Source organism: Chitinophaga sp. 01L420 (assembly GCF_056399985.1).
The window spans coordinates 31415-49921 of the sequence record NZ_JBFTSK010000047.1 but is presented as its reverse complement, the minus strand read 5'-3'; the positions used below and the strand labels follow the sequence as shown (position 1 = coordinate 49921).

The following is an 18507-nucleotide window of genomic DNA, read 5'->3' as shown; positions in this document are numbered from 1 at the left end:
ACCCCGCTTAATTGTTTTCTCTTTTTGAGTTGTCTTATTAAAGAATTAATCAAAAAACTATACTTTCTGTAAATGCCCAAACGGTTATCGGAGCTATTGGCCCTGCACTGGAGCGGAGAAATTTCCGCCGCGGAAAAAGCGGAACTGGATGAATTGTTATTGCAACATCCCGGTGACTGGCTGAAGGCCGGCCAGATAGAGCAGCTTTCGTTCAGAAAGGTGTCTGCTTTTGATGAGGACGATGTGGATAGGCTGGTAAACAGGGTAAGCAGTTTTATAGAAGCCGAAAGCAGGGAGCAGGCATCTGCCAGCCCGGTGGCTGAAAGACGGCGCTTTACGGCCCGTAAATGGCTTGTATCGCTATTGGTCGTTGTTGGTTGTGCCGGCGCATTGCTGACATACTATTACAAACAGTCGCCCTTTGCCGGATATAAGATAGTAACAACAGACGCCGGTATGAAAACGAGGATCCGCATGGCAGATGGTAGCACCATTTTGCTCAACGCCGGCAGTACTTTGCGGTATCCGGAAAAAATGGACAAAGCCTTCAGAGAAGTATATCTCACAGGAGAAGCTTATTTCGATATCAAACACGCTGCCAGCCGCCCTTTTATTATACATGCGGAGAAAATGGATGTTCGGGTGCTGGGAACTTCTTTTAATATACGTTCTTATAAAGAGGAAGATTTTGAAGAAACAGCGGTGATCTCCGGAGCAGTAGAAGTGGTGGTAAAAGAAGGACAGCAGGCATTCCGGATAGCACCCAATGAAAAGGTATTGCTCAGAAAAGTGTCTGCAGAAAAAGACACGAAGGGAAATGCCGTGAATACGGCTACCACAAAAGGAAACATCGTTATTGAACGTCAGCCATTATCCCCCATTTCATCCACAGACAGCAGTCGGGTATTGGAAACAGCCTGGGTAAACAATCAACTGATATTTCAAAATGAAACATTGTCCGCTATTGTGCAAAGACTCGAACGCTGGTACGGTGTAAAGATCCTCATCCGCGATCCGCAACTGGCGGCATTAAGATTCTCTGGCCGGGCCGATAATGTGCCCATAGAAAAACTATTAAACATCTTACAGGAAATTCAACCATTCAAATATTCCATCCAGGATGATATAATAACGATTAACTAAACCTACCAATATGAATAACAGGATCATTATTGGGGAGCGACCTCCCTAGCGGGTTTACTATGCCGGATATTTCCAGCCATTGACCACTAAAGCATTCCACATTTATTGAGTCTTAATAAGAACTTTCCAGGTTATGAAAATACCAACGAAGCAAACAACGTTTGAGCTGTCATGTTATGGAAGAAAACTGCTGCTAATGTTTAAATTCACCGGCGTGTTGTTGGGGTTATTTCTCCAGGCATCCGCATCAGGATACTCGCAAAACACCATTTCCGTTTCCTTTGTAAAGGCGGATGTAGAAAAGGTTTTCCACTATCTCGAAAGAAAATCGGGATATACTTTTTACTATAGTAATACTGCCATAGAAAAATTGCCGAAACTCAGTCTGACCATGGAAAAGGCAGATATCCGGGACGTGCTGAATGAAATCTCACATCAAACAGGACTGCACTACGCTATCATGGATAATAACATGGTAGTGTTTAAAAATGCCGCTGACCAGATCCGGACAAAGAAAATCACTGGTAAAGTACTGGATGAAAAAGGACAACCTTTACCCAATATTACGGTGCAGGTAAAAGGCACTACCACAGGCGCCTTAACTACCACAGATGGTCTGTTCTCGCTGCAGGTACCGGATAATGCTATCCTGGTGATATCCGCCATCGGCTTCCTTAAACAGGAAATCACCGTGACCGATCAAACTGCTCTGACAATTACCCTGAAAGAAGATGTAGCCGGCCTGAATGAAGTAGTAGTGGTGGGATACGGTACCCAGGAAAAACATAAACTCACCAGTGCTGTGGCCACCATCTCAGGCGCTGATTTAAATAAACGCGTGGCTACCAATCCAGCTTCGCTGCTCCAGGGGCAGCTGCCAGGCCTACAGGTAACGCAGGGCTCCGGGGAGCCCGGAAATGAAAACGTACAGCTGCGTATCAGGGGGATCAGTACTTTCAGCGGCGCCGGCAACGATCCGCTGGTGGTGATTGACGGACTACCCGGTAGTCTGAGTGCATTAAACCCCAACGACATCGAATCCGTTTCCGTATTGAAAGATGCCGCCTCCGCCGCCATTTATGGTTCCCGTGGCGCTAACGGCGTGATTGTCGTTAAGACAAAAAAAGGCAAGAATGGCTTCTCGCTTACCTACGGCTATAACCTGGGTATTTCCAAAGCCGCAAAACTGCCGGACATCATTTCCAATTCTGCGGAGTATATGCAACTCTCCAATGAGGCCAGAGCTAACTCCGGATTGGCTCCAATCTATACCCAGCAACAGATAGACCTGTATCAGCATGCAACAGACCGTGTGAAATATCCCAACCACAACTGGCTGGATGATATTTTCCGCACTGCTTACACGCAGAACCACTATCTGAACATGAGCGGTGGAAAAGACAATACCAACTACAGTTTGGGCTTAGGCATCAGCAATCAGCCTGGTGTATTGATCGGGTTCGACTACAAAAAATATACACTTGATCTGGGCCTCAGCTCCAGGGTTAATAAAAGAGTGACTATCGGTACCAATGTACAGATGCGGTATGCCGACAGAAAATATCCTGAAAACGGCGCAGGGGATATGTTCCTCTCCGCGTTGGCACAATCACCACTCTATCCTGCTTCCAGCGATGGAAAGTGGATCAAAAAAGGTTATTCCAATGAACTAGGCAATAAGAACCCGGTAGCCATCGTAGGCGAAGATGTGAGGGTGAGAACGAATGATTACTATGCACAGGGTAATTTGTCGCTCGATGTGGATATCGTAGATGGACTGAGATGGGAGAACAGAGCAGGTATGAACTACGACAACTACAAAAGCAACGATTTCAGACCTACTGTGCCTACTTACTACTATAGTGATATGAGTCCTGCCGGGTTGCTGGATGATGGCACACCAGGGCTTAGCGTAGGCAATAGCGGTTATATTTATACTGTATATTATTCCCAGTTTACTTATAAGAAGAAATTTGGTGTACACAATCTTTCTGCCCTGGCAGGTTTTCAACAGGAACAGAATAAGGCTGACACCCTGAATGCCAGCCGCACACAGTTTCCCACTAACCTGTTGAGAGAACTGAATGCCGGACCTTCAGAAGGACAGGCCAATAATGGTACCTCCGGTCAATGGGCCATCCGTTCATTTTATGGTAATGCCAACTACGATTATAAAGATAAATACCTGTTTGGCGCCAGCGTTAGATATGATGGTACATCAAGACTCCCGTCAGATACGCGCTGGGGTTTGTTTTATTCCTTTTCAGGTGCATGGAGAATGTCGGAAGAATCATTCCTGAAACAGGCTTCCTGGATCAACGATCTTAAATTACGCGCTTCCTGGGGACAGCTAGGAAATCAGAACATAGGTACCTATCCTTATCAGTCCACACTGGACAACAGACCTTATGTATTTGGCTCCAGTGTTAGCACCGGCTTTAATGGCAGGCAACTGATAGATCCGGGACTGACCTGGGAAACTACCCGGGTACTCGATCTGGGTATTAACCTGACCGCCTTTGATAACAAACTTACGTTTACTGGTGACTGGTTTAATAAATACACCTTTGATATTTTGCGCACTTCCCAGGTGCCGCTATGGCTGGGTTTAGCGGCGCCCACTGTGAACAATGGAGCCGTGAGAAATAAAGGGTTTGAATTAAATGTACAATACAACGACCGGATCGGGAAGAATTTCACCTGGTATATAGGCGCCAATTTGCAGCGTTATAAAAATGTATTGGAGGAATTTGGTAAAAGACAGATCGATGATCATACTATCCGGGAAGAAGGACATGCCCTGGATGAATATTATATGTATCAGTGGGATGGTATTTTCCAGAGTGCAGATGAAATTGCAAAATCACCTAAACAGCCGGTGGCCGCTACCCCAGGTGATCTGAAAATAAAAGACGTGAACGGCGATGGTGTGATTGATGACAAAGACCGTACCTATACAAAAGGAAAGTATCCTTCCTTCCAATATGCGGTGAACCTCGGCGCTTCCTGGAAAAACTTTGATCTGAGTGCGCAATTATATGCATCTGAAGGACAGAAAATTTATGTAAACGGATGGGGTATAGAACCTTTCAGACAAGGATCTGTTCCCACCACCGACTGGCGCAACCGCTGGACACCGGAGCATCCCAGCACCACCATGCCTAAAATTTATGTAGCAGACGGATATCAACCGGTACAGTATTATGCTTCTACTTACTATCTGAAAGACGCCTCCTTTATAAGGCTGAGGAATGTGCAGTTGGGCTATAATCTGCCTGCTGCCAAAATTGCCAGGGCAGGTATCAAATCGCTGAGGGTATTCTTTACAGCAGATAACGTATTTACCATCAGCAAATTCCCGGGCCTTGATCCGGAACGCGTAGGAGACGGTAGCTATGTTACTTACCCGCAAACAAAAACATACACTTTCGGCGCCATGGTGCAGTTTTAATTTCTTCCTGTTAAATGATTCAGTTATGAAAAAATATCAGCAATACTTACTTTTAATTGCAGGTGCAGCAGTCATGATATTCAGCGGATGTAAGAAAGTGCTGGACGTAATGCCACCTGATAAACTGGCTTCTTCGTTGTTCTGGAAAACGCCGGCGGATGCAGATCAGGCACTCACTGGCTTATATAACTATCTCTATGCAAGTGGTGGTGGTTATGCTACCTCACAGTTTTCCGTTTTTGCCTGGGATAACTTCACAGATGATTCTTACGGACAATATAATTACGGCGGTGGGAACAATGCACTCATTTCGGGTATTACCCCGCAATCCGGCGATTTTGTAAATGTTTATTATGTAAATAGCTATCAGGCCATTGCTGCTGCCAATTCATTCCTGGCCAATGTTAGCAAAGTACTGACCGGCGATAAGCTCACCCTTTATAAAGGGGAAGCCTGTTTCCTCCGGGCATTTAACTACTTCTGGCTGGCACAGCTTTATGGTAATACCGTTATTATCACCGAGGATCCGTTTACTGTAGATTATACCTCTTCCCGCGCCAAATCCAGCAGAGAAGATGTGTTGAAGCTGGTGTTGACAGACCTGGATGCCGCTATCGCCGCATTGCCCGATGTTGCTTATAGTGATGGACATGCCGTGAAAGCCACTGCACAGGGCTATAAGGTAAGGGTGCTGTTGTTCCAGAAAAAATATGCCGAAGCCGCAGCGCTGGCAAAAGAAATCATGACCGCTAATAAATTCAATCTTAATGGCAGCTATGCCGGCAATTTTTATAAGCCAGATCAGAACAACAGTAAAGAAATCCTGTTTTCCGTAAGATACCAGCGCCCGAATATCCTGCACCAGGATGTGGCTATTGCGGTAAACCTGCAACGCTGGAAGGGCGAACAGGGTACACAGGACCTGATCAATGAATATGAAGCAGCAGATGGTAAAGACACGGCTTCTTCCGCTGTATATGTTAAAGGGAAACCTTATGAAAACAGGGATCCCCGTATGCGGCTTACCTTCTTTTTCCCCGGCGATACCAAAGCACAGGGATGGCCTTTTACCGGTGCACTGTCCGTTGCTACGCCTGGAAAAGATAGCTGGACAACCGGTTACTATGCTGTAAAAAAATGGCTGGATCCCAGCCTCGTGGATCCTGATTATGGTACTATAGATGACAATGATTTTGTATTGCTGCGTTATGCAGATATCCTGCTGATGTATGCAGAAGCACAAAATGAAGCAGCAGGGCCGGATGGTACCGTGTATGCGGCCATCAAACTAGTCAGGAACCGGAGCAATATGCCGGATCTTCCCGCAGGATTATCTCAAACGGATATGCGTACACGTATCCGGCATGAAAGACGCGTGGAATTTGCATTGGAAGGACTGCGTTATTTCGACTTGAGAAGATGGGGGATTGCCACACAAAAATTAAATGGGTTTGTGCCTAACCCATTACAACCTACTATTAAAACAAAGTACCAGGATAATTATGAATTCTGGCCTATTCCACAAACGGAAATAGACCGCAATGAACCGCTGCTGTTGCAGAATCCGGGATACTAAGGATCGTAATTAAATAACAGACGCTGTAAAGCAATGAGTCATCATTGTTTTACAGCGTTTGTTATTTAAGAAAAGAGCAGCCATATTATAATTAAGAAGTCATCCGTCTTTGAAGTATTTTTGCAGACCAAACCGATTGTCTCAAATATATAAAGCCGGGAACTATGAATAAAAGAATAGCGCTGGTGACCTATCAGCAACAAGCACGATATACTGCAGGCGTCACCGTGAATGAAGATGAACAATTGCTGAAATTTCTACAGGAGAAAGGACTCGACATTACTTCTGTTGTCTGGAATGCGCCGGAAATAAACTGGCCGGAATATGATGTGGCCATCATAAAATCACCCTGGGATTATCATGATCAGATAGATACATTCTATGCCTGGTTAAAGGCCACGGAGCAAGCTGGTGTACAGCTACTGAATTCCGCTGAAATGATTGCATGGAACAGCAACAAAAAATACCTCCTTGAAATAGCCGCCGCCGGATTACCTATTATCCCGAGCAGGCTGATTGAAAAGGGTGAAACACCAGACTGGAAGTCTTTTTTTTCGTTGTGGAATACCGATAAAATTGTAGTGAAGCCCTGTGTAAGCGCTGGCGCTAAAAATACAATGCTGCTTACCGTGGAGGCGATCGAAGAAAAACGTGATCAGCTGACTGCTTTATTGCAAACAGAAGATTACCTGGTACAGCCCTATCTGAACGAGATTGAGGAAGGAGAATGGTCATTTGTTTTTTTCGGGGGAGTGTTTAGCCACACGGTGTTAAAAACACCCAAACAAGGTGATTTCAGGGTACAACATTATCATGGAGGCTCCATCAGCACGGCGGTAACCACCGATGTGTTTATTCATAAAGCCGAAGCCTATGTAGATCATTTCGGGAAAGGCTCGTTATACGTAAGGGTAGATGGCCTTATTAAAGATGGAGAGTTTTACCTGATGGAACTGGAAATGATTGAACCCTATCTGTTTCTGAGTACTGCGGAAAATGGGTATGAAAATTATTACCAGGCGCTGAAGGGCATTATAGTATTTTAAATCCTATGACCGGATGTTTGACCTTGATAACATGGCGGCGAAAAATGTATTGGATTACATTCATTCGCTCACCCTTTATACAGATAAAAACTGGGAAGTGCTGTATCCGGCACTCAGCATCGTGGAATTCAAAAAAGATGATTACCTGTTGGAAACCGGTAAGATATGCGAGTCGCTGTTTTATATCAGCAAAGGCTGTTGCAGGGCTTTTTACGATAAAGACGGGAAAGATATCAACACCGCTTTCTTTTTTGAAAATGATATCGCCACCAATATTAACAGTTTTGCCCGGGGCGAAATATCCGCGCATGCAATTCAGACAATGGAAGCGCTAACAGCGGTGCAGTTTGATAAGCAGTTGTTGTATGCTGCGGCCATCAAAGACCCGGATATTGAAACGCTGGGCAGGAAATGCCTGCAGGGGATTGCGGCCAGACAGGAACAACATGCCGCTATATATAAACTCATGACAGGACTGGAGCGATACGAATACATGGAGGAACATTTCCCGGAGGTAGTACAACGGGTATCGTTAACACAGTTGTCTTCCTACCTGGGCGTAGCCAGGGAAACGTTGAGCCGTATCCGTGCCAGAAGAGGATAAGGAATGCTTTGTGACGAACGTCACAGGTTAATCTCCCGGAATCGCGCGAATTTTACACCACGATAGGAACTTTAAATTTTAAAACATGAGTGTAGCAACAACCACCAACGCAAAAGAAACGGTACTGGCTTTTATTAAGGCTTTGAACGATGAAGATTTTACAGCGGCCCGGCAGTATCTGCAGGATGATTTTACTTTCACCGGCGTGCTGGGTAGCCGTAACGGAGCAGACACCTACCTGACAGATATGTCACGTATGAAATTTAAGTACACGGTTAAAAAAGCATTTGCAGACGGCCAGGATGTGAGTCTGTATTATGACGTTAACATGGGTGACAAAACCATTTTCTGCAGCGGCTGGTATGAACTGGCAGATAACAAAATCAGTAAATTCCGGGTAATCTTTGATCCCCGCCCGCTGTTGGATAATCCGGCACAGTAAGTATAAGTAAGTATTAACAGCGGCAGCTCTTTAAAAGAGCTGCCGCTGTTTGTTTTAGCGTGTGGCCGGTTAATTTCTCCATTTATCGCTGAATTATTTTATACTTGTAGAAATAGTGAACAATGAAAGTCAACCTGTTTTTCCGTTGCGGGAAAAAACTATTCTTCGCCGGTATCTGGCTGTTTTCAGGTATCCTTTCCAATGCACAGTCCCGGAATAATGCCTTGCTGCTGGATGGCAACGATAATAATCCCTGTATAGGCATGGACATTATCCGCCGGCAATGGACACTGGAAGCCTGGATTAAAGGGGATGACAACAACTGGAAAGACAAGGAAGCGATTATAGGAGGAGGGGAGTATGCAGCATATCCCAACATCGACAATCTTCCCCTGATGCTTAAAAACGGGCATCTGCATTGTGCCAAGGCGAATATTACGGCGCCGGAAGTATTGGATAACAAATGGCACCATGTAGCCGCTACCTGCGATGGTAGTGAAACCAGGTTATATATTGATGGTAAAGAAGCAGGCAGCGCAAAAGTAGCAGTGGATATCCTGCCCGGTGCCATCGGCACTAATGACCAGGACTCCAGCACCTTTGGCGGCACCATTGATGAGGTCCGTATCTGGACCACCGCTCTAGCTCCGGCAACGCTGCGGCAGTGGATGTATCAGCCGCTTACTTCCCGCCACCCCAATTTCAACGCACTGAAAGGATATTATACTTTTGATGATATGGCCGATGATGTTTGTCTGAACCTCGTGGGAAAAGGTCACCAGGCCTATCATATGCGGAATACCCGTAAAAAATACAAGGGGAAACTACCACTGGCCGTTCTGGTGAAAAATGATAACCCGCTATTTGTAACACCCTCCACCAAACAACAACTATTTAATGCCGTGACCATTCAAAGTGAATGGGATGCCGACCAGGGCAGCAAAGGCGATGCGGTACTAAAACTACGTATAGTGGTCAACGGTATCACAGCTCCGCTGAAATTAACAGCGTTACAACTGGACTTGTCGCATGCCTCCACCATCAGAGATGTGGCAGCGGTGCATGTTTATGAGGCGGGGCAAACGTCCCGTACTGCTGCTGGCAAAGAGCTGTTTGGCGCTGGAAAAACACCGGTCCGGAAAATGATTTTTACTTTGTCTCCGGCAGATGGATATACCCTGAAAGACGGGGTAAATTATTTCCTGGTAACCTTTGATGTGAAGCCGGATGCAACGCCTGGTGATACACTGCATGCAGCAGTGGCTTCTTTTTCATTGAATGGGATAAAGTACACATCGGAAGAAGCGTCTTCCAATATTGTGAAAACAGTGGTGGCATCTTCCGCTACTAATCCGTATATAGTGAAGTTATTACAATGGAATATCTGGCATGGTGGGGTACATGTGGGCAACAACGGGCCAAACCGGATCAAAGAACTACTCGTTAAAACAAATGCGGATATTATTTCCATGCAGGAAGCTTATGGCTCCCAGCAAATGTTGAGGGACTCCCTGGGATTCCAGTTGCAAACATCTGCTCCCGGCGCCAACCTGGCTCTTTTCAGCCGGTATCCGCTGGTCGCACATCCCTCCAATGATAAATTTAAATCCAACACTGCTACCATCCAGTTACCTGGCCACCGGAAAATACTGATGGGCAACTGGTGGTTGCGATATGCCTTTAAACATGAGTATACTGATTTTTATCCCACATCCGGATATAATACAGCTGATTGGGTGGCAGAAGATAGTGAACTGGCGGAAATGGATGCACGTAAAAATATAGAACAGGACATAGACCCGGTTTTGCAGGCTGATACTACAATACCCGTTATCCTGGCCGGGGATTTTAATTCCGGCAGTCACCTGGACTGGACCGGCAGAGCGGCATTCCTGCATTATGGATATGGCCCGGTGGAATTACCTGTGTCAAAGCTGATGCTGGGAAAAGGCTACCTCGACAGTTACCGCGAACTTCAACCGGATGAAGTCACGCATCCTGCCGGCACCTTTGCCGCTATTTACGGACATCTGCAAACTTCCAGGATAGATTTTATTTACTATAAAGGGCCGCGCATTAAGGCGGTATCTTCCAAAATTATCAGAACAGCACCGGAGATCGATGATGTATGGGCTTCCGATCATTCGGCAGTATTGACGGTGTTTGAAGTGCGGTAAGCGGAAAGCATAAAGCCAAAAGCTATTGAAGCGAATGATCTAAGCGGAAAATAATATTCGCCCAGGTCATTCGCTTCAATAGCTTTTGGCTTTATGCCTTTTGCTTTCCGCTTCTACTAGAAGCCGGTATTATTGGGTAAAAGATTCGGGTTCACGTCCAATTCCTGTTTAGGAACGGGGAACAACAAATTCTTTTCCGCAAAAGTGGCATTAAATACGGTGGTATGTCCGATGAAGTTATCCCAGTTGCCGGTAACATCATTATGTACTTTCCGGGTTCGGATCATATCGAACCACATTTTATTTTCAAAGCACAGTTCGAAGTACCGTTGCAGCCATACTTCCTGTTCAAAAGCGGTTTGAGACATGCCCGCAGGTAAAGGACCCAGGTTCGCACGATCGCGGATCGCTTTCACATATTTAAGCGCATCGGCATTAGGACCGCCTTCTGCGCGGTTAGACGCTTCTGCATACATCAGGTATACATCTGCGAGGCGATAAATGGTAAAGTTAAGATCAGACTTAGCTGTATTTACCACTGCCAGTGAATCAAAGAATTTGTAGATGTATGTATTCTTGAAAGTGACCGTATCGGTGCTGTTCATCTTTCTATATTTGGTATAGAAAAATTGTCTCTCCTGTACGCGCTTATCTCCAGCAGGGAATGACTTTATAAACTGAGGGGTAGGATATACGGATCCATATTCATCAGAATATTTGGAGATGCCTGCGTAGTTGGGAATGGTGAGGGGTGTCAGCGGATTGGTTGAAGGTACAGAGGCTGCATACTGCACCTGGAAAATGAATTCGCCGATGTTTTTATTCTGCGGATTAATCATATCCGTATAAGTGTTGAATAGTGTAGCGCCACTGTTGGCGATTACCGCTTTGGAAGCTGCTGCCGACAAGGCGTAATACTGATTTCCGCCATTGATAGCCGCACCTGCATAAGTAAGATATACATCAGCCAGCAGCGTTTGTACTAAGCTCATGGTCACATGACCGGTATTGTCTTTCCACGCCAGTGTTGATTTTGCCGCTTCTACCAGGTCCGGAATAATGATACTGTCGTAAATGGCTTTGGCAGGCGTACGTGACAGGTTCAGATTGTCGGGGGTAGGTACGGTGGGTACCACTGTTACTTTAGGAACAGCGCCATACAGTCTTACCAGGTAAAAGTAATACAGTGCACGCAGCGTCCTGGCGGTAGCCAGCTGGTTAGTAGTAGTGGCAGCGGGTTGTATGGCCTTCGGAATATTCTGAATGGCCAGGTTACACGCGCCTACTCCGAGGTATAAACGTTGCCACCAGGTGTCTACATAAAACGAGGTGATATTGTAGCTGAGATTCTGGAAGTTGATAAAACCTGTTTGCCCAAGATCACTGTTGGCCTTACCGGTCATAAACTCCATCAGGTTGTAGGTGTTGCCTCCGTAAGAAGAAGGCTGGCCCCAAATTAAACCCGGGAGATTCTGATAACAACCATTTGTAAAAGCGGTGGCCACTTTGGGGCTGGTAAGATCAGCATCCGGCGTGAGGAAGTTTGTTGGTTTTTCTTCCAGGAATTTTTTGCAGGAGCAACTGAGCAACACCAGCAACGCGATTAATATATGTTTTGTCGTTTTCATTTTCAGATTTTTTAATTCACTAAAATGATATCACATCAATGGTTAAACGCAACGCTGCTAAAAGTTAAGATTTACACCCAGGTTCCACACGCGGGGGCGTGGATAAGGGAAGAAGTCAATGTTCTGAGAGAAGCCGATGTTGGCGCCATAGGTGCTGTTAAATGTATCTACTTCCGGATCGTAACCAGTGTATTTGGTGATCAGGAAAAGGTTTTGCACGCTGGCGTAAATACGGAATTTGGTGATATGACTTCTTTGCATGAAAGCATCCGGGAACGTATAACCGAGTGTAAAGTTCTGGCCACGGATATAAGAACCATCTTCTACCCACCAGGTATCAAAGTGAGAATCCTGTGTGAATTTATAGCTGCGCACCTGCGCAATGGAGGTGTTCTGGTTATTAGGCGTCCACGCATTTAACACGGTAGCCAGACTGTTCGCCAGTGTTTGACGGTCTTCTGTAGAGTGTTTAAAGGTAGCAGCGGTGTTTACACCCTGTACAAAGCGTATATCACAGGTAAGATCCCATCCTTTGTATTTGAAATTAGTACTAAAAGTACCAGTCCACTTAGGATAGGCCCGGCCTATGATGCTATAGGATGGATTACCATTGGCATCATAAATATATTTTCTGTCGCCGGGCAGCAGGGAATGTTTGGCTGCTTCTGCTGCTTCATCAGAGCTGTAGGTGCCCAGCCTGGTCATACCATAGAAGGAACCAATAGGTTCACCTACCCGCAATACGTTGGTTTGACCCAGGAAGTTTGGTCCGGGGAAGATATCCGCATTACCATCATTGAGGTTTAATATTTTGTTTTTATTGGAGGCGAAAATGAAATTAGTTGTCCAGGTAAAGTTGGAGTTTTGAATATTCACGGTATTCAGACTTACTTCAAAACCTCTGTTTCTCACGGATCCTACGTTCTTGTACACATTCGCATTGAACATGCCGGCCGACCATGGAATAGGCGCTGCCAGTAACAGGTCTTTGGTAGTACGGTTGTAGTAATCTACGCTCAGGTTAATACGGCTTTGTAAAACAGACAGTTCTATACCTGCATCCACCTGGTTGGATTTTTCCCATTTAAGATTTGGGTTACCGATATAGCCGGGCACTAATGTGGGTTGATTGGCACCACTTAACACCGTTTGGTCGGGTCTGTACTGTGCAAAGTTCTGGAACTGACCGATTTCCTGGTTACCGGTAAGTCCGTAGCTGGCGCGGATCTTTAAGTTGTTGATAAATTTGCTGTGTTTCAGCCATTCTTCTTCTGACACACGCCATGCGGCGGCAACGGAAGGGAAGAACGCAAATTGTTTACCGGGACTGAATTTGGAAGAACCATCATATCTGCCGGTAGCGGTAAACAGGTATTTGTTGTGCAGGCTGTAGTTAACACGTCCATAATACGAGTTCATGTCCCAGGGGGTAGTCAGCGAGGTGGCATTGGAACGTACAGATCCTGCTGCCAGACTATTCCACTGGAAATAATCAGACAGGAAGTTCTGGGTTTCCGCGAGGTCATTTTCTCCTGAATATTTGATAAAGGAGAGACCGGCTACTGCATTTAAAGAGCTGTTATTTTTGAACTGTTTGTTATAGGTAAAATAGCTTTCTGACTGCCAGTATTTATTGTAGTCATTGGTAATTCTGGCTACACCACCCTGATCCTGCGACAGGTGAGGCAAATCACCGGCAGAGTAGTAGTTGGCTTTGTTGCTGACCAGGTCATAACCAAAATCTGTTTTAAAATCCAGGTCTTTGGTAATGTGGAACAGCAGGTAAACATTACCCAGTGTATGTTGCTGATTGTTCAGTGTATACCGGTTCTGCGCAATATGTACCGGGTTGGGGCCTCCTTCCAGACCGGCAATATCATTATTACCAGCCCAGGTACCGTCAGGATATCTTACAGGTACAATAGGTACTTCTTCTGTTACCATCCTGGCTACGTTCAGAGAACCGTTACCATCAGAGATCAATCTTTGTTTGCTGGAAATGATGTTCAGGCTACCGCCTACTTTCAGCCAGTCTTTTACATCATTGTCGAAAGTGAGCCTGGCGGAATATCTTCTGAACCAGGATTCTGTCATTAAACCATTCTGATTCAGGAAGCCCAGAGAGGCGCTGTACAGCATTTTGTCGTTGCCGCCCTGGAAGTTTAGCTGGTGGCTGGTAGACACGGCTGGTTTATATACTTCTTTTTCCCAGTTGGTATTATAAATGGGTTTGTCGTTGGCATCAAACAGCAATGGGAAATTCTGATGATTGAGCGCCGCCGGTGGAGCCCAGGTGCCATGTGCCGGGTCAAATTTGGTGGCATTGACAAATGCTTCGTTATATACCTTTACAAATTCATCTGAATTCAATGTTTTAAGATGCCTGGACAGGGTGCTTACGTTCAGGTCGCCCTGGTAGCTTACCTGGGTAGGACCGGGTTTACCGCGTTTGGTGGTGATCATGATCACACCGTTGGCACCTCTGGCACCATAGATGGCGGTGGAAGATGCATCTTTCAATACTTCGAGGGAGGCGATATCATTGGGGTTGATGGCGTTACCATCTACGCCCGCCACACCATCTACTACGTAGAGTGGATCGAGGGAGGAGTTGACAGAGCCGATACCCCTGATACGTACTTTTGCTGCCTGTCCCGGAGCACTGCTGTTAACATTTACATCCACGCCGGGTACTTTACCCTGCAATGCCTGTGAAATGTTGGGTACTGGTGCATCCATGATCTGTTCTGCCTTGAGAGAGGTGACGGCGCCAGTCAGATCAGACTTTTTTACGGAACCATAACCAATCACCACGAGATCATTGAGTGTATTGGCTTGTTCCGATAATACTACGTTGATAACAGTTTGGTTACCTACTTTCACTTCTTTCGTAGCAAATCCTGTAAAGGAAAATACGAGGACTGCATTAACGTCGGGTACTGTTACTGTGTAGAAGCCTTTGGCGTCTGCTATGGTACCTTTTACGGTACCCTTAATGGCCACCGTGGTATTAGGGATCTCGCTCCCGTCCGCAGCATTGGTGACCTTGCCACTTATTTTAATCTGGGCCATAGCATGCATGGAGAGTAGTATACATGCAAGCACATAAACAAGTTTTGTTTTCATAACAAGTCTTTAGAGATGATGGAATAATAGCCGGTAAATCGTTCGTTTAGTTGATAATGTGCGTGGGATTTCAGTGCACATGGAAACCCCACCTTTACAAGTTGATTTAGCGTTGAATCATAGTAATAACAAGTTTTTTAATTCAGATAGATCTGGTTGAATAATGAATAATAAATGAACAGCCGTAATTGTTTACTATTCTGTTATTTACCGCCCATTTTTTTGTTGGGTGATAGCATCGGGTAATACGCCTGCTTCTCCTCTTAAATTTCCTGAACCTTCGGGTGTGCCTGTCTTAACGTTATTCCATTCGTAGAAGTTCTGATGAGCGATGACGTAATCCGTCACGGGTTTAAGTTCATCAACAGCTTCGGGTATACATCCATTTTTTATGAGGGTTTGTATCATTCGGTGGCCAGGCCATATATGGTCGGCTGCGTGCTTATAAATACCCGGATATGGTGACTCCAAAGCCCCGTCCATGCCTTGCAAAATCGTTTTATCACTGAGGGCTAAAAAAAAGCGACCCTTATTGCCGGTAACTGGAAGGTATTGGAATGCCTGGGACTGTACGGTATCCGGTTGGCTGTCTCTAAGAATGGACGCCGCGAGGACCGTTTGTTGATTATTTTGAGCATGCGTGTTTTCCGTGAAGAAAACAGGAAGGGTAATACCTGCGATTATGGGAATCAAATTTTTCATAATGTGGCCCCGGATATTATGTACAAACATAGAAACATTAAATTATTAATGCAAGAAAAGTTTTTCACAGGTGTGGAATATTCCTTTATTGTATTAATAAGCTGATTATAACACCTATAAATGCCAATTGTTTATTTAATTTGAAAAAATGACATCGATGTCATTTTTCCTTATGACCATACATATGTACTAAAATAAGGGGGCTGAAAATTGTTTTTCTAATTATTTTCCAGTTGCTTTGCAGGCATGAATTTGAGTATAGATCATAAAAATCCTCTACCCCTTCATATTCAGGCTGAAAACCTGTTGCGAAACATGATCAAAGATCCACAATACGCCGGTGGAAAATTTTTACCTAATGAAGTACAGTTAGCAAAACAACTGGCTATTTCCCGATCTACATTGCGTCATGCTTTAAATAAACTCGTATACGAAGGGTTACTGACCCGGAAAAAGGGAGTAGGTACAAAAGTAGCAGAAGCAGCCATCAGCTCTAAATCAAAGAACTGGTTAAGCTTTACGCAGGAAATGACAGMCCGCGGAATTTCTATAAAAAATTTCGAGCTGCATGTTACCTGGGTATTGCCGGATGAAACGATTGCTAACTTTTTTGAAATCAGCCCTTCCAAAAAAGTGCTGAAGCTGGAACGCCTGAGAGGCAAAGCGGAAGGACCTTTCGTTTATTTCATCTCTTATTTCCATCCCCGCGTAGGATTAACAGGAGAAGAAGATTTTAAACGGCCGCTGTACGATATCCTCGAGAAAGATTACATGACAATCGCCACTTTATCCAAAGAGGAAATCAGCGCTAAAACGGCCGATAAATTTATTGCCTCCAAACTGGAACTGGAAGCCGGCAGCCCCATTCTTTTCAGGAAACGGTTTGTATACGACCAGGGAGAACGCCCCATTGAATACAACCTGGGCTATTACAGGGCCGACAGCTTTGTGTATACTGTTGAAAGCAGAAGAGATTAAGCGCAATTTTTCCTGTTAAAAGATTTTTATTTTATCTCCGTATTCCCCGATACCTTTAAAGTGTTTCCTGCAAAGCATCTGCTTGCATGAACAGTCACTTTATACCTGTCCCTGTATTGTACTTATATGACATCATTGCTGTCGTTTTTACTCCTGTTAACCACTGCCACTCCACCAGACAGTGGCCTCATCCTACTTACTCAAGATCAACCAAGAGCGAAAATATTGAAAGAGTCCCACTGCGGAGGCAAGATGGATGTATGGACACCCATAGCTGGTCATGAATATGATGGGGTGAGGGTAGGGGGACGGCGTTATTGCCACCAGAAGAGAAATTGCCACTATCGCCTGGGCTAAGATGGCCACTATGTTGAGTGTGTGAGCAGTGCTAAGGAAGTGATCAGTATCTATGAAACTCTGAAAGGCCGGCCGGCCATTGAACCTGAAATTTATTGTCTCCGGCAAGGGTATGAAAAAGCCATCGCAGAACAATAGTTACTGAACAGTACCGGCTTTGGATAAAGCCGGTACTGTGCTGATTATTATGGCTGCGGAGCTGCTGCTACATCTTTGGTAACAACAGGCCATACACCCGGCGCCGGGAAGCTAACGCCTTTGTTGGCGCCTCTTACACCTGCGTCCTGTCCGAAGTAGTACAGTGGCCAGCCTTTGTAGGTCAATTGTTTTTTACCAAATACAGTGATGCTGCCAAACAGTGTTTTGTCGAGTGTAGAAGGTACAACGATCTGATCTGTTTCATAAATAGGCCACACCGCATTATTAGAGAAATCTGCTTTTGTAAATTTATTGACATTGAATTTATCAATGCTGAAAGCATAGAGTGTAATGCCTTTGCCATCGGTGAAGTAGAGTGTTTTACCGGTACCTTCTGTATGGTCCGCCAGGTATTTTTTACCGTCTGCACCTACCAGTTGGGCATTTACCAGTTGTATGGAGTAGTCTGTTTTGGCTACAAACCACACGTTATTTACCGCTTCACCTTTTGTTTCACCAGCAGCTTCACGCACATTGGCACCATTTACGTTTGGTGCATAGTAGTACAGCGGCCATCCTTTGTAGGTAGTTTGTTTTTTGCCGTCAGTTGTGGTAATGGTGCTGAAATCCTTGATATCTAAACCTGTGCCCAGTGCGGCCTGTGCCAGGTTGTCGCCGGCGTAATAAATAGGCCATACCGCTGCGCATCCGCCACTGCAGTTATTGGCGCCGTTGAAATCGTTGGAGAAATAGTAGAGAGAATTGCCATCCACATCAGAGATATGTGCGCCGAGTGTAGCGCTGGTAGTGAGTTGTACAACTGGTTTAGGTGTGGGTTTATCCGGGTTATTGTTGTCATTTCCGCCGCAGGCGCTGAAAACCACAATGCCGGCCACAGCTATCCATGAGAATAAGGTGTTTGTTACGCAGTTCATGCTGATTAAAATTTTTTGAAAATGAAAGATAAATACGCAATTGCCTGCCGTTGGTCAGCAAGGTTTGGCAATCCGGTACGTATCCTTATTCGCAAAAAACAGGGAAAAGGTTGCCGCACTAGAAAAATAATTTTAGGGTAGCCAGGGTAAATCCGRTATAAATTCCAACGCCATTATTTAAAACCGCCCCACTCCCTATAATCC

Annotated in this window: 13 protein-coding genes; 9 read left to right on the top strand and 4 right to left on the bottom strand. The window is 45.2% G+C overall.

The features are described from left to right. Positions 1-72 precede the first annotated feature (72 nt). The 7 genes from AC1DP6_RS30280 (at position 73) to AC1DP6_RS30250 (ending at position 10439) form a co-directional block, all read left to right on the top strand. The gene (locus tag AC1DP6_RS30280; protein WP_477058237.1) at positions 73-1143 is read left to right on the top strand and encodes a FecR family protein; all 1071 of its coding nucleotides are present in this window, start codon (positions 73-75) and stop codon (positions 1141-1143) included. Positions 1144-1339: 196 nt separating this feature from the next. Beyond that, complete coding sequence (locus AC1DP6_RS30275; protein WP_477058236.1) at positions 1340-4594, top strand: SusC/RagA family TonB-linked outer membrane protein; 3255 nt, start codon at positions 1340-1342, stop codon at positions 4592-4594. Between the two features lie 25 nt (positions 4595-4619). Continuing rightward, on the top strand, positions 4620-6170 hold the full coding sequence (locus AC1DP6_RS30270) for a RagB/SusD family nutrient uptake outer membrane protein (RefSeq protein ID WP_477058235.1): 1551 nt from the start codon (positions 4620-4622) through the stop codon (positions 6168-6170). A 164-nt stretch (positions 6171-6334) separates the two neighbouring features. After that, on the top strand, positions 6335-7216 hold the full coding sequence (locus AC1DP6_RS30265) for an ATP-grasp domain-containing protein (protein WP_477058234.1): 882 nt from the start codon (positions 6335-6337) through the stop codon (positions 7214-7216). A gap of 13 nt (positions 7217-7229) precedes the next feature. Further along, the gene (locus AC1DP6_RS30260; RefSeq protein WP_477058233.1) at positions 7230-7820 is read left to right on the top strand and encodes a Crp/Fnr family transcriptional regulator; all 591 of its coding nucleotides are present in this window, start codon (positions 7230-7232) and stop codon (positions 7818-7820) included. Between the two features lie 85 nt (positions 7821-7905). Next, a complete protein-coding gene (locus AC1DP6_RS30255) occupies positions 7906-8262 on the top strand; it encodes a nuclear transport factor 2 family protein (RefSeq protein WP_441578398.1) in 357 nt (118 codons plus the stop codon). Positions 8263-8384: 122 nt separating this feature from the next. Continuing rightward, positions 8385-10439, top strand: coding sequence for a LamG-like jellyroll fold domain-containing protein (locus AC1DP6_RS30250; RefSeq protein ID WP_477058232.1), 2055 nt, complete (start codon positions 8385-8387; stop codon positions 10437-10439). A 116-nt stretch (positions 10440-10555) separates the two neighbouring features. Here AC1DP6_RS30250 and AC1DP6_RS30245 read toward each other — a convergent pair whose 3' ends face one another. The 3 genes from AC1DP6_RS30245 to AC1DP6_RS30235 form a co-directional block, all read right to left on the bottom strand. Continuing rightward, entirely contained in the window at positions 10556-12067 is a 1512-nt protein-coding gene (locus AC1DP6_RS30245) for a RagB/SusD family nutrient uptake outer membrane protein (protein ID WP_477058231.1), read from the bottom strand. Positions 12068-12124: 57 nt separating this feature from the next. Continuing rightward, on the bottom strand, positions 12125-15193 hold the full coding sequence (locus tag AC1DP6_RS30240) for a SusC/RagA family TonB-linked outer membrane protein (protein WP_477058230.1): 3069 nt from the start codon (positions 15191-15193) through the stop codon (positions 12125-12127). A gap of 207 nt (positions 15194-15400) precedes the next feature. Next, on the bottom strand, positions 15401-15895 hold the full coding sequence (locus tag AC1DP6_RS30235) for a hypothetical protein (protein ID WP_477058229.1): 495 nt from the start codon (positions 15893-15895) through the stop codon (positions 15401-15403). A gap of 246 nt (positions 15896-16141) precedes the next feature. Here AC1DP6_RS30235 and AC1DP6_RS30230 point away from each other — a divergent pair, with 246 nt between their 5' ends. Both AC1DP6_RS30230 and AC1DP6_RS30225 read left to right on the top strand, forming a co-directional pair. Further along, positions 16142-16873: a GntR family transcriptional regulator gene (locus AC1DP6_RS30230; RefSeq protein ID WP_477058228.1), complete on the top strand. Its 732-nt coding sequence runs from the start codon at positions 16142-16144 to the stop codon at positions 16871-16873. A gap of 126 nt (positions 16874-16999) precedes the next feature. Then, positions 17000-17230, top strand: a complete 231-nt coding sequence (locus AC1DP6_RS30225; protein ID WP_477058227.1) for a hypothetical protein — start codon at positions 17000-17002, stop codon at positions 17228-17230. A 185-nt stretch (positions 17231-17415) separates the two neighbouring features. On the opposite strand, the gene AC1DP6_RS30220 is transcribed toward AC1DP6_RS30225, so the two are convergent. After that, on the bottom strand, positions 17416-18303 hold the full coding sequence (locus tag AC1DP6_RS30220) for a COG4315 family predicted lipoprotein (RefSeq protein WP_477058226.1): 888 nt from the start codon (positions 18301-18303) through the stop codon (positions 17416-17418). Between the last annotated feature and the right edge of the window lie 204 nt (positions 18304-18507).

Bases quoted from the DNA above. Each gene is read 5' to 3' on its own strand.
- AC1DP6_RS30280 (WP_477058237.1), top strand. From the start codon at position 73: ATGCCCAAACGGTTATCGGAGCTATTGGCCCTGCACTGGAGCGGAGAA.
- AC1DP6_RS30275 (WP_477058236.1), top strand. From the start codon at position 1,340: ATGTTTAAATTCACCGGCGTGTTGTTGGGGTTATTTCTCCAGGCATCC.
- AC1DP6_RS30270 (WP_477058235.1), top strand. From the start codon at position 4,620: ATGAAAAAATATCAGCAATACTTACTTTTAATTGCAGGTGCAGCAGTC.
- AC1DP6_RS30265 (WP_477058234.1), top strand. From the start codon at position 6,335: ATGAATAAAAGAATAGCGCTGGTGACCTATCAGCAACAAGCACGATAT.
- AC1DP6_RS30260 (WP_477058233.1), top strand. From the start codon at position 7,230: ATGTTTGACCTTGATAACATGGCGGCGAAAAATGTATTGGATTACATT.
- AC1DP6_RS30255 (WP_441578398.1), top strand. From the start codon at position 7,906: ATGAGTGTAGCAACAACCACCAACGCAAAAGAAACGGTACTGGCTTTT.
- AC1DP6_RS30250 (WP_477058232.1), top strand. From the start codon at position 8,385: ATGAAAGTCAACCTGTTTTTCCGTTGCGGGAAAAAACTATTCTTCGCC.
- AC1DP6_RS30245 (WP_477058231.1), bottom strand. From the start codon at position 12,067: ATGAAAACGACAAAACATATATTAATCGCGTTGCTGGTGTTGCTCAGT.
- AC1DP6_RS30240 (WP_477058230.1), bottom strand. From the start codon at position 15,193: ATGAAAACAAAACTTGTTTATGTGCTTGCATGTATACTACTCTCCATG.
- AC1DP6_RS30235 (WP_477058229.1), bottom strand. From the start codon at position 15,895: ATGAAAAATTTGATTCCCATAATCGCAGGTATTACCCTTCCTGTTTTC.
- AC1DP6_RS30225 (WP_477058227.1), top strand. From the start codon at position 17,000: ATGACATCATTGCTGTCGTTTTTACTCCTGTTAACCACTGCCACTCCA.
- AC1DP6_RS30220 (WP_477058226.1), bottom strand. From the start codon at position 18,303: ATGAACTGCGTAACAAACACCTTATTCTCATGGATAGCTGTGGCCGGC.